14 protein-coding genes are annotated in these 11805 nt (G+C 71.6%); all 14 read left to right on the top strand.

Features of this window, described 5'->3' with window-relative positions; all coding sequences use genetic code 11:
* Positions 1-1242: stage III sporulation protein AE (gene spoIIIAE / locus IRZ18_05840; GenBank protein ID MBX5476628.1), on the top strand; the 1242-nt coding region annotated here is incomplete at its 5' end.
* Between the two features lie 18 nt (positions 1243-1260).
* Complete coding sequence (locus IRZ18_05835) at positions 1261-2028, top strand: stage III sporulation protein AF (GenBank protein ID MBX5476627.1); 768 nt, start codon at positions 1261-1263, stop codon at positions 2026-2028.
* A 20-nt stretch (positions 2029-2048) separates the two neighbouring features.
* Positions 2049-2717, top strand: a complete 669-nt coding sequence (gene spoIIIAG / locus IRZ18_05830; GenBank protein MBX5476626.1) for a stage III sporulation protein AG — start codon at positions 2049-2051, stop codon at positions 2715-2717.
* A 2-nt stretch (positions 2718-2719) separates the two neighbouring features.
* Positions 2720-3307, top strand: a complete 588-nt coding sequence (locus IRZ18_05825; protein MBX5476625.1) for a SpoIIIAH-like family protein — start codon at positions 2720-2722, stop codon at positions 3305-3307.
* A gap of 29 nt (positions 3308-3336) precedes the next feature.
* Positions 3337-3717, top strand: a complete 381-nt coding sequence (locus tag IRZ18_05820) for an Asp23/Gls24 family envelope stress response protein (GenBank protein MBX5476624.1) — start codon at positions 3337-3339, stop codon at positions 3715-3717.
* A 12-nt stretch (positions 3718-3729) separates the two neighbouring features.
* Positions 3730-4269, top strand: a complete 540-nt coding sequence (amaP, locus tag IRZ18_05815) for an alkaline shock response membrane anchor protein AmaP (GenBank protein MBX5476623.1) — start codon at positions 3730-3732, stop codon at positions 4267-4269.
* Between the two features lie 3 nt (positions 4270-4272).
* Positions 4273-4500 (top strand): DUF2273 domain-containing protein, encoded by a 228-nt coding sequence (locus IRZ18_05810; protein MBX5476622.1) that lies wholly within the window; start codon positions 4273-4275, stop codon positions 4498-4500.
* Positions 4501-4540: 40 nt separating this feature from the next.
* A complete protein-coding gene (gene nusB / locus IRZ18_05805) occupies positions 4541-4951 on the top strand; it encodes a transcription antitermination factor NusB (GenBank protein MBX5476621.1) in 411 nt (136 codons plus the stop codon).
* Between the two features lie 41 nt (positions 4952-4992).
* Positions 4993-5871, top strand: coding sequence for a bifunctional 5,10-methylenetetrahydrofolate dehydrogenase/5,10-methenyltetrahydrofolate cyclohydrolase (locus IRZ18_05800; protein ID MBX5476620.1), 879 nt, complete (start codon positions 4993-4995; stop codon positions 5869-5871).
* Positions 5871-7169: an exodeoxyribonuclease VII large subunit gene (gene xseA / locus IRZ18_05795; protein ID MBX5476619.1), complete on the top strand. Its 1299-nt coding sequence runs from the start codon at positions 5871-5873 to the stop codon at positions 7167-7169. The genes IRZ18_05800 and xseA overlap by 1 nt, the downstream gene beginning before the upstream one ends.
* Positions 7088-7450, top strand: coding sequence for an exodeoxyribonuclease VII small subunit (gene xseB / locus IRZ18_05790; GenBank protein ID MBX5476618.1), 363 nt, complete (start codon positions 7088-7090; stop codon positions 7448-7450). Before xseA ends, xseB begins: the two co-directional genes overlap by 82 nt.
* A 95-nt stretch (positions 7451-7545) precedes the next feature.
* Positions 7546-8337 carry a polyprenyl synthetase family protein gene (locus tag IRZ18_05785; protein MBX5476617.1) on the top strand — a complete coding sequence of 264 codons (792 nt, stop codon included), beginning with the start codon at positions 7546-7548 and terminating at the stop codon, positions 8335-8337.
* A 732-nt stretch (positions 8338-9069) separates the two neighbouring features.
* Positions 9070-11037: a 1-deoxy-D-xylulose-5-phosphate synthase gene (locus IRZ18_05780; protein ID MBX5476616.1), complete on the top strand. Its 1968-nt coding sequence runs from the start codon at positions 9070-9072 to the stop codon at positions 11035-11037.
* Position 11038: 1 nt separating this feature from the next.
* Positions 11039-11805: TlyA family RNA methyltransferase (locus tag IRZ18_05775; GenBank protein ID MBX5476615.1), on the top strand; the 767-nt coding region annotated here is incomplete at its 3' end.

Below are 11805 nucleotides of genomic sequence, written 5' to 3'. Positions count from 1 at the left end.
GGCGGGTGGAGATTCGTCGCCGGCGGGGTGATCGCGGCAGTGATCGTGGCCTGGGCGAGCGCCGTCGGAGCCGCTCCCGGCGGCTCCGCGCCCTCCGAGCTGGCGCCGTTCGTCGACAGTCCACAGGCGCCCGAGGCGTCCGAGCTCGACCCGCGCGTCTGGGCCGAGCGGCAGCTGGACGCGCAGGACACGCAGGAACTGAGGCGGGTATTGGAACGCCTCGACCGGGAACTCGCCCCCCTTGTCCCGGCGCCCACCTGGGAGGACGTGCGGCGGTACGTGCGGGGCGAGGGCTGGCGCGTGGACGGCCGCGCGTGGCTCGCCGGCTTCGGCCGCTTCTTCGCCGGCGAAGTGGTGCGCAACTTCGACCTGATGGGCAAGCTCGTCGTGCTGGCCGTCCTCGCCGCTCTCCTGGCGCAGCTGCGCCTCGGGTCGCCCGATTCCACGGTCGCGCGCGTCGCCGAGGCGATTGTGTTTCTGGCCCTGTCCGGCATGGCCCTCGGGGGGTTCTTCAACGCCGTCCAGGTCGCGCGCGGGGCCGTCGCGGAGCTGCACGACATCATGCTGGCGGCGCTGCCGCTCCTCGTCTCCCTGCTCGCCGCGTCGGGCGCGTGGGCTTCGGCCGGCCTCTTCCACCCGCTGCTGCTCTTCTTCGTCGACGGCGTCGCCTCGCTCGCCTCTGGCGTGGCGTTCCCGTTGCTCTTTTTCGGAGCGGTGCTGGACCTCGCCTCGATCTTCGCGGCGCCGTTCACCGTGGCCGGGCTGGCCCGGCTGTTCCGCACCGCCGCCTTGGGGGTGCTGGCCGTGGCGCTCACCGCGTTCGTGGGGCTGGTGACGGTGCAGGGGATCGCGGGCGCCGTCACGGACGGGGTGGGATTGAGGACGGCCAAGTTCCTGGCCTCGACGTTCGTGCCGGTGCTGGGCAAGATCTTCGCCGACGCGGCGGACGTCGTCGCGAGCGCCTCGCTGCTCCTCCGCTCCGGCGCCGGGCTCCTGGCGCTTCTGATGGTGCTCATGGGCGTGGCCTTTCCCCTGTTGAAGCTCGTGTCGCTGGTTCTCGCGTACCGGCTCGGCGCCGCGCTGATCCAGCCCCTGGGCGGAGGGCCGGTCGTGACCGCCCTGTCGGCGATGGGCGACGCCCTGACGACGCTCGCCCTGGTCCTGGGGGCGGTGGCGCTGATGTTCTTCATCGCGATCACCGCCATGATCGCCGCCGGCACCGCGGCGGCCATGCTGCGGTGACGGGAAGGGGGGTGGCCGGTGGCTTCGATCGCGGACTGGGTTCGGGAACTGTCGCTGGCGCTGATCCTCGCCGGCGTCGCCGACCTCTTCATCCCGGACGCCGCGTTGAAACGGACGGCGAGGCTGGCCGTGGGCATCGTCGTCGTGGCCCTCGTCCTGGCGCCGCTCCTGCGGCTCGCGCCGCTCGCCGAGCGGGGGCTGCGCGAGGGTCTCGACGACAACCTGGGCGGCCCACAGGCGGCGTGGGGAACGCCCGCCGCGGGGGCGCCTTCAGGGCGGACCGGCGCGGGCGACCTGACCGAGCAGGTCTTCGTCCGCATGCTCGAGGAGCGCGTGTCCGTGCTGGCCGCCGCCGTCGACGGCGTGGCGCGGGCGGAGGCGACGGTCGCCCTGCGTCCGGGTGACGGCGGCCCGTGGGGCCGCGTCGGGAGGGTGGACGTGCGCGTGTGGGCCGAGGCCGCCGGGGCAGCGGGAGGCCGCCGCGAAGGCGGCGAGGCGGGGAGAGAAGGGGGCGTCGTCGTGTCGCCCGTGCAGACGGTGGAGATCGAGCCGGTGCGCGTGCCGCCCGCCGCTGGCGAAGGTGCGTCCGCGGAGGGGGCGGGCCGCCGGGGAGACGGCGCGGTCCGGGCGGAACCGTCGGCGGGCGCGGCGCTCGCGGAGCGCGTCCGGTCGCTGCTCGCCCGCGAGCTGGGGCTGCCCGCGGGATCGATCCGCGTCACGGTCGTTCCGGCGGCGCGGTCCGGCGCGACGGGCGAGTCGTCCCGGCCTGCCGCGGCCGGGAATTGAAGAGTCGAGGAGGGATGAACATGGAGCGATGGAGCGTGCGTTCCTGGATCACGGCCTCGCCCGTGCGCGGCCCCGCGGCCCGCTGGGCCGCCGTGGCGCTGCTGCTCGGCATGCTGGGCCTCCTGCTCATGACCACGGCCCGCCTGCTGACGCCGCCCGCGAACGGCCTGTCCACGGACCCTCTCGCCGCCTCGGCAGGGCTCCCGCCGGCAGGGGTCGGCCGGCCGGCGCCACCCGCGGCGGACGGGACGTCTTCCGGGTCCGGCGTGGCCGCGCAGGATCCCGTGCGTCAGGGCGAAGCGGTGCTCGAGGCCAAGGTGAGGGCGGCGCTTGAACAGATCGACGGCGTCGGGCGGGTGACGGTGATCGTGACGCTGGCGGGCAGCGAGCGCCTCTCGTACGCCCGCGAGACGGAGACGAGCCAGGAGACCACCGAAGAGCGGGACAGCAGCGGGGGCACGCGCCACTCCACGCAAGAGTCGTCGCGCGACACGGTGGTCATGGCGCAGGCGGGCGGCGGCAACCAGCCCGTGCTGGCGCAGGCGACGATGCCGGAGATCAAGGGCGTGCTCGTCGTCGCGGAAGGCGCGCGCAACCCCGCGGTGAGGGAGCTGGTCGCGAACGCGGTCCAGGTGGCGCTCGGCGTCCCGGCTTACCGGATCATGGTGGTTCCAGGAAAGGGGAAGTAAAGATGATCGTGAAGCGGCCGCAACCGTTGCGTTTTGCCCTGTTCCTCCTCATTCTCGCGGCGATCTTCCTGTACGCCTCGGCGAAGTGGCAGGCGTTCCAGCGGGAGACGCTGGGCTCGGCGACCGGCGATGTCACCGTCATGCAGCCGTCGGAACCCGGCACGTCGGTTCCGGGCGAGATGCTGATCCAGGCGCCCAGCGAGAGCGAGTCGAGCGTCGCGACGCTCGCGCCCGCGAGCGGCGACGACTATTATGTGGAGGCCCGCCTGGAGCGCGAGCGCGCCCGCAGCGAGGAGGGCGACCTTCTCCAAAAGATCGTCGACGACCCGCAATCCTCGGTGAGCGCTCGCCAGGAGGCGGAGCAGAAGCTGATGGCCCTCGCCCAGGTCGCTGAACAGGAGGCCGCCGTGGAAGCCGTGCTGCGGGCGAAGGGCTACAAGGACGCCGTGGTCCTGCTCGCCAACGGAACGGCGACGGTCGTGCTCAAGGTGGCGAGCATCGGCGCGGAGGACGTGGCCCGTGCCGTGGACGCGGTGACGCGCATCACGGACGTGCCTGAAGAGGCCATCAACGTGCTGGCCAAGCCGTGACGGGCGACGTCCGATATAATAGACCAGCAATGGACGAAGACCGGCAGAGCCTCGGCGGGTTCAAGATCTCGGAGGACGTGGTGGCGGCCATCGCCAGCCTCGCGGCCAGCGAGGTGGACGGCGTCGCCGGGCTGCACGGCGGTCTGGTCGGCGATCTGTCGCAGATGCTGGGCAAGCGCAGCCTTGGCAAGGGCGTCAAGGTCGAGCTGGGCACCCGGGAGGTCGCCATCGACCTGTACCTCGTGGTGAAATATGGCATCAGCATCCCTGCGGTGGCGCAGGAGACGCAGGAGCGCGTGAAGCAGGCTGTCGAATCGATGACCGGGCTCACCGTCGTGGAAGTGAACGTGCACGTGCGAGGCGTCAGCTTCGACGACGACGATCACGGCAAGGAAGTCCGCGTGCGATAGGGGTGTCGCTGCATGGGCCTGGTCGACCGGATCATCCTGACGATCTACACGTTCGCGCTCGCGTTCTTGTCGCTCGCCATCGTCCTCCTCGCCCTTGGGTGGGACGAGCCCCTCACGCTGCTCTCCGCCGCCGTCGCGACCCAATCGGGGCGCGTCGCCCTGGGGCTCGTGGGTCTCGCCTTCTTCGTCGTGAGCATGCGCCTCCTGTATTTCGCGTTCAACCGTCCGAACCGCCACCGCGCCGTCGTGCACGAGGCCGAGCTCGGCGAGGTGCGCGTCAGCCTGGAGGCCGTCGAGAACCTGGTGGCCAGGGTGGCGCGCGGCATCAAAGGCGTGCGCGACGTGCGCCCCGTGGTGCGGGACGGGACGGAGGGCCTCGACGTGCGGCTGCGCGTCTGGGTGTCGCCGGACGTCAACATCCCCGATCTCACCCACCACATGCAGGAGGAGATCGCGCGTTACGTGCGCAGCGTGGTCGGGGTGGGCGTCGCCAACGTGGAGACGTTTGTCGAGAACATCACGACGGAATCGCGCCGCGCGCGCGTGGAATAGACGATGCAAGAACCGTGGTGGCAGTCGCTGTGGCAGCATCATCGGGGAAAGTCGCTCGGAGCGCTCTTCGGGCTGTTATTCAGCCTGATGACGATCATCCTAGGCTTGTGGTGGACGCTGTTCGTCTGGGCTTGCGTGATCGCGGGGTACCTGGTCGGCAAGCATCTCGACGACGAGGACGCCACGTTGGCCGAGGTGTTGGACCGGCTCCTGCCGCCGGGCCGGCGCTGACGCCGGAAGCGCCGAGCCGTTCCGCCCGAGGAGGGGTCCTGTGAACCGTCATCAGGCGCGCGAACTTGCGATGAAGGCACTGTACCAGATGGACGTCGGCCAGGGCGACCCCCGTGCGGTGCTGTCGTACCTGGGCCAGGAGGATGCCGCGGACGCGGAGACGGTGCAGCGGGCCGGGGAGATCGTGAGCGGCGTGCTCGAGCACCGCAGGGAGATCGACCGCGCCATCGCGGACCGCGCGTACGAGTGGCGCCTGGAGCGCCTGGCGGCCGTCGACCGCAACATCCTGCGCGTCGCCGTGTGGGAGCTGCTGCACAGCCCGGAGACGCCCGCCGCGGTCGTCATCGACGAGGCCGTGGAGCTGGCCAAGACGTACGGCGGCGCGGACTCCGGCCGTTTCGTGAACGGGATCCTCGGCAACCTGCTCCGCTCCCTTGAGCCCCAACGGTGAATGATCGTGCGCACGTCGCCGCGGAAACGGAGGTGGAGGCCCTGACGCGCGCGTTGCTTCTCGACGGCCGTGCCGCGGCGGCGCGTGTGCACAGGCGCTTGCGCGAGCGCCTGGGCGAGCGGGCCCGCCGTGGGCTGCGCCCGCCCGTGCTGGGCATCGTCTGGGTGGGCGAGGACGAGGCGACCGCCGCCTACATCCGGGCGAAGCGGCGCGCGGCCAGCCGGCTGGGCGTGGAGGTGCGCCTGCGGCGTTTGGACGGCCAAGCCTCGGCGGCGGACATCGCGGCGGCCGTGCGCCTTCTTTCCGCGGACGAATCGGTCGACGGCGTTCTGGTCCAGTCGCCGCTCCCGCGGCATGTCGACTACGAAGCGATCGTGCAGCTCATCGACCCCGCGAAGGACGTCGACGGCTTCCACCCGATCAACGCCGGCCGGCTGTTTCGCGGGCGGCCGGGCCTCGTTCCCTGCACGGCGGCCGGCATCCTGGAGCTTCTGAGGTACCATGCCAGCCTCCGGGCGGGCCGCCCCGGGGGGGGCGGCGGCCCCACACCCCGGGGGGGGCGGCCCACGGCCGCGCTGCTCGAACAGCACCACGCCACGGTCACCGTGTGCCACTCGCGCACGGCCGACCTGTCGCGGTTCACGCGCCTCGCCGACATCCTCGTCGTGGCCGCCGGGCGGCCGGCGCTGATCGGTCCGGACATGGTCCGCCCGGGCGCCGTCGTGGTCGACGTCGGCATCCACCGGGCCGAGAACGGGTTGTGCGGGGACGTGCACCCGGATGTCGCCGAGGTGGCGGGGGCGCTGTCGCCCGTGCCGGGCGGCGTCGGCCCCATGACGGTGGCCATGCTCATGCAGAACCTCGTGGAGGCGGCCGAGCGCCGCGCGGTGGAAGCGGAGGACGCGTCATGGGCGCGCTGATGCCGGGGCTGGCGCCGGGGCCGGAGCAGGCGCTCAGCGTCTCGCAGGTGACGCAGACGATCAAGCACGCCGTCGAAGGCACCCCAGAGCTGCAGGACGTCTGGGTGCGCGGCGAGGTGTCGAACTACAAGCACCACAGCTCCGGCCACCGGTACTTCTCGCTCAAGGACGACGCCGCCGTCCTGCGGGCCGTCATGTTCGAGCGCCACGCGCGCGAGCAGGCGGCGGTCTGGGGCCCGCTGCCGCCGGACCTCGGCGACGGCGTCGAGGTGGTGGCGCACGGCTACGTCGGCGTCTACGGCAAGAGCGGCCAGTACCAGCTGTACGTCGACGTGCTCATCGCCGCAGGCGCGGGCAGCCTTCACCTCGCCCTCGAGCGGCTCAAGGCCAAGCTCGCCGCCGAAGGCCTTTTTGACGCCGCGCGCAAGCGGCCGCTGCCGCGCCTTCCGCGCCGCGTCGCCGTCGTCACCTCCCCCAGCGGCGCGGCCGTGAGGGACATCATCCGCGTCGCGCGGCGGCGTTTTCCCAACATCGAGATCGTCGTGGTGCCGGTCGCCGTCCAGGGCGAGACGGCGCCCGACGAGATCGCCGAAGGGTTGCGCCGGGCCAACGATCCGGCGCTGCGTGCGGACGTGATCATCGTCGGCCGCGGCGGCGGCTCGCTTGAGGATCTCTGGGCGTTCAACGACGAGCGCGTGGCGCGGGCCATCGCCGCCTCCCGCCTGCCGGTGGTGTCGGCGGTCGGCCACGAGACGGATTTCACCATCGCCGACCTGGTCGCCGACCTGCGCGCGCCCACGCCGTCGGCCGCCGCCGAGATCGTGGTGCCGGACCGCGCGGAGCTGGAGCGGCGGCTGAAAGGACTCGCGGCGCGGCTCGCCTCGGGCCTGCGGCGCATGGTGAAGGAGGACCGGCGCCGGCTGGCGCTTCTCCGCGCCCGAACGCCGCTCCGGCGGCCGCTCTGGCCGATCCTGACCGGACGCCAGCGGATCGACGAGCTTCGCGCCGCGCTCGTGCGCGACACCCGCGCCGCGGTGGACGCGCGCCGGCGCCGCCTGGAGCACGCGGCCGGACGGCTGCAGGCGCTCAGCCCCCTCGCCGTGCTGGCGCGCGGCTACGCCGTCGCCCGAAAGCAGGACGGCACGGTGATCCGATCCGCCGCGCAGGTGGAACTGCACGAGGCCATCGAAGTCATCCTGGCGGAAGGCGCGTTGCAATGCGAGGTCTGGGGCGCGGGGCCGGGACTGTCCGACTCCGCGCGGGAAACGCGGCCGCGCACCGGCGCGGCCCAAGAGTAGGGGAAAGGGTGGGCGCCGTGTCCGTCCAACCGGAACGCGAAGCGCAGGAACCGTCGTTCGAGGAAGCGATGACGGAGCTTGAGCGGGTCGTCACCCGCCTCGAAAGCGGCGAGCTCACGCTGGAGGCGGCGCTGGCCGCTTTCCAGCGAGGGATCGAACTCGTCCGCTACTGCACGCAGAAGCTCGACGAGGCGGAGCGCAAGGTGGAACTGCTCGTCGCGAGCGCGGGCGGCGAACCGCAGACGCAACCGTTCGCCACGGAGGAGGACGCCTCGGCGTGATCCCCGCTGCCCTCGTGGCCGGGCGTGAAGTGGAGGCGCTCCTCGACCGCAGGCTGCCTCCGCCCGAGCAGCCGCCGGCGCGGCTGCACGCGGCGATGCGCCACGCGGTGCTCGGGGGCGGCAAGCGGCTGCGCCCGGCGCTGGTGCTGGCGGCACACGCGGCCGTCGGCGGCGATGCGGACACGCGGCCGCTCGCCCTGGAGGCGGCCGCTACCGTGGAGCTGGTCCACGCCTACTCGCTGGTCCACGACGATCTTCCGGCCATGGACAACGCCGACACGCGCCACGGCCTCCCGGCCGTGCACCGCGCCTTCGGCGAGGCGACCGCCATCCTGGCCGGCGACGCGCTCCTCGCGCTCGCCTTCGAGTGGCTAGCCAGCGCGCCCTGGCCGGACGCGGCCGTGGGCTTGCGCGCCGTGCGCGAGCTGGCCGCCGGCGCCGGTCACGCCGGCATGGTCGGCGGCCAGCAGTTGGACCTCGACCAGACGGGTCCCGATACCATCGCGTCAGAAACCGAGGTGCGCACGCTGCACGCGATGAAAACGGGGGCGCTGTTCCGCGCGGCCGTCGTCCTCGGCGGGCTTGCCGGCGGCGCCACGGAGGACCACCTTGAGGCGCTAGCGGCCTTCGCCCGCCCGTTCGGCCTCGCGTTTCAGGCCATCGACGATGTGCTGGACGTCGTCGGTGACGCGTCGGTGCTCGGCAAGGCCGTCGGGGCCGATCGCGACGCCGGGAAGACGACGTTCGTCGATCTGTACGGCGTCGACGGCGCCCGGCAGCGCGCGAGAGAGGCTGTGGAAGACGCGCTGGCCTGCTTGCGCCCGTTTGGCGAACGAGCGGCGGCGTTGGCTGCGCTGGCGCGATTTGTCGTTGATCGCGACCGTTGATGCAGAGTAGAATTCGATGATTGACAATTTAAATGTGCGGCCCTTGCGGCCGCGAGTTTCGCAGGTGGCGCAGTATCCTAGTCGGCCGTCTGCGCCTGAAGGCGGGCCTAAAAATCCGTCGAAGGGCACATCGATGAAGTTCCTGGTGCCGGCTGCCGACGCCCAGTCGGGGGTCGGTGCTGGGAGTTAAGGGGACGGGGCGACCCGCAATGGCATGCGGGCGTGGACCCTGTCCCCGCGGAGGCCCGTTCTCTGGGTGGGGCGCCGAAGGCTCCCGCTCGGAAACGGGGTAAGAACCTGCATGCGGTCGAACCCTGCGTGCAGCGTAGCCTGCCTTGAGTGGGTGGGGTGGATGCCGGGTCGTGCGCGACGTTCCAGGGCCCGGGGCGGCGCGCATCTGCCGGGGAAACCTCACCTGCAAAAAAGGCTAAGGCGCACTCACGGCCGTCGAGGAAAACTCCTAGGCTGCTCCTCGATCCGAGGAAGCTGGACGGGGATTACGGTGCGGTCTAAGTGGTAATCCAGCCCCGCGAGCGGTGACGCCGCGGCGGCGTCATAAAGGGAAACCGCCGGGGCGGCGACGCCCCGGAGACGCCGGGGAAATCCTGCTGGACCTAAGCCGCAATGTTTACCCGACCAGTGGCCACCTGCCCTGATCTTTTTTGTCACGCCGGCCTTTTCACGCGCCGGCGGCCCGACCGGCCATGAATAGCTTGGCCGGGTCGAACGGGCATGATTCCATGCGAAGAGAGCCCACCGGGGGGTTTCCGCTTGAGCCGACGCCTCAGCGAGCTGAAGGGACCCGAGGATCTGCGCGGGTTGTCGACAGCCGACCTCGAACGCCTGGCGGAAGAGATCCGCACGACGATCATTCACACCGTCGCGCGAAACGGCGGCCACCTGGGCGCGGGCCTGGGGGTCGTCGAGCTGGCCCTGGCCCTGCACGTGGAGTTCCAGAGCCCCAAGGACAAGCTCGTCTGGGACGTCGGCCATCAGGCCTACCCGCACAAGCTCCTCACCGGCCGCTTCCACGAGTTCCACACGCTTCGCAAGCCCGGCGGGCTCAGCGGATTCCTGCGGCGCAAGGAGAGCCCGCACGACGTCTGGGAGGCCGGACACGCGTCGACCGCCATCTCGGCGGCGCTCGGTTACGCGAAGGCGCGCGATCTGGCCGGCGAGCGCCATCACGTCGTGGCCATCGTCGGCGACGGCGCGCTGACGGGCGGGCTCGCGTACGAGGGCCTCAACAACGCCGGCGCGCTCGGCACCGACCTCATCGTCGTCCTCAACGACAACTCCATGTCCATCGCGCCGAACGTCGGCGCCATCCACACGTACCTCCAGCGCATCCGCAGCCAGCCCATGTACCGCGGCCTCAAGGACGACATCGGCTGGCTGCTGAACCACATTCCCAGGATCGGGCCCAGCGTGGCGCGGACCGTGGAGCGGTTCAAGGACAGCCTCAAGTACCTGGTCCTTCCCGGCATGTGGTTCGAGGAACTCGGGTTCACGTACCTGGGGCCGGTCGATGGGCACAACATCGCTGCCGTCCGTGAGGCGCTTCGCCAGGCGAAGTCCATCGGCGGCCCGGTCGTCGTCCATGTGCTCACCGTCAAGGGGAAGGGGTTCCAGCCGGCCGAAGAGGCTCCGGACGCCGGCCACAGCTTCAAGCCGTTCGATGTCGCGACGGGGAAGCCGCTTCCGGCCGCCGCGTCCAAGCCGGAGTACACCGCCGTGTTCAGCCGCACGCTCGTGGAGCTGGCGCGGTCGCGTCCGGAGGTCGTCGCCATCACCGCGGCCATGCCGGACGGCACGGGTACGCAGGCGTTCAAGGAGGCCTATCCCGAACGCTTCTTCGACGTGGGCATCGCCGAGCTGCACGCCGTCGTCTTCGCGGCCGGCCTCGCCCTGGGCGGCCGCAAGCCGGTCGTGGCCATCTACTCCACGTTCCTGCAGCGGGCCTACGACGCCCTCGTGCACGACGTCGGCCGCATGAACCTGCCGGTGGTGTTCGCCATCGACCGCGCGGGCCTCGTGGGCGCGGACGGCGACAGCCACCAGGGCATGTTCGACATCGCCTACCTGCGGTCGATTCCGAACTTCGTCGTCATGCAGCCGAAGGACGAAGCCGAGCTGCGCGACATGCTGCTGACGGCGCTCGACTACCAGGACGGGCCCATCGCCCTGCGCTACCCGCGCGGGTCCGGCCGCGGCGTGGACCTGTCGCGGGCGCCCCAGCCGCTGGCCATCGGCAAGGGCGAGGTGCTGCGGGAGGGGCGCGACGTGCTGCTCGTGGCGCTCGGCCCCCTGGCGTACACGGCCCTCGAGGCTGCGGAGATCCTCGCCGCGCGCGGCGTGGAGGCCACCGTCGTCAACGCGCGCTTCGCGAAGCCGCTCGATCGCGAGCTGATCCTGCATTGGGCGCGGGAAACGCAGGCCGTCGTCACTCTTGAGGACGGCGTGAAGGCCGGCGGGTTCGGCTCCGCGGTGCTGGAGCTGCTCAGCGAGGAGGGGCTTTGGGGAGTCCGCACGCGCGTCCTGGGCTATCCCGACGAGTACATTCTGCACGGCGACCCGGACCGGCAACGGGCGGAGATGGGGCTCGACGCCGAGTCCGTCGCCGAGCAGGCCCTGGCGCTTGTGCAGGGAGGCCGCGTGGCGCTGAGCCCGGTGCGAGACGCCGGCGCCAGCGCCGGCTGACGTGACCGGAGATCGTCTCGACGTCGCCCTGGTGCAGCGGGGGTTCTTCTCCAGCCGGCGGCAGGCGCAGGCGGCCATCCTCGAAGGGCGCGTGTTCGTCGACGGTGAGCGAGAAACGAAGCCCGGGCGGCGGGTGGCGGAGGCGGCGCGGCTCGAGGTGCGGGGCGAAGAGCCGCGCTACGTGAGCCGCGGCGGCTTGAAGCTGGAGCACGCGCTCAGGGAGTTCGCGCTCGACGTGCGCGGGTGCGTGTGCCTGGACCTGGGCGCCTCCACCGGAGGTTTCACGGACTGCCTGCTCCAGCACGGGGCGGGCGCGGTGTACGCCGTCGATGTCGGCTACGGCCAGCTGGCGTGGAAGTTGCGCCAGGATCCGCGCGTGCGCGTGCTGGAGCGCACGAACGCGCGCCATCTCACGCGGGAGCACGTCCCGGAACCGGTCGACTTCGTCACGGCCGACCTCTCCTTCATTGGTCTGGAAAAGGTGCTGCCCGTCATCGCGCCGCTGTGCAAGCCGGACGCCCGTGCGGTGGTCCTCGTCAAGCCGCAGTTCGAGGCCGGCCCTGACCTCGTCGGGAAGCGCGGCGTCGTGCGAGATCCGGCCGTCCACGAGGCCGTGCTCCTGCGCGTGATCGAGGATGCGCCGCGCTGGGGGTTCACGCCGACGGATCTCACCTATTCGCCCGTGAAGGGCGCGGAGGGCAACATCGAGTTCCTGCTGGCCCTGCGCCGGGCGGAGTCCCTTCCTTCAACGGTTCATTCATCCCCTTC

The sequence above is a fragment of the Clostridia bacterium genome, from assembly GCA_019683875.1.
In the GTDB taxonomy this organism is placed as follows: domain Bacteria; phylum Bacillota; class Sulfobacillia; order RBS10-35; family Bu92; genus Bu92.
This window is presented reverse-complemented; position numbering and strand designations above follow the sequence as displayed.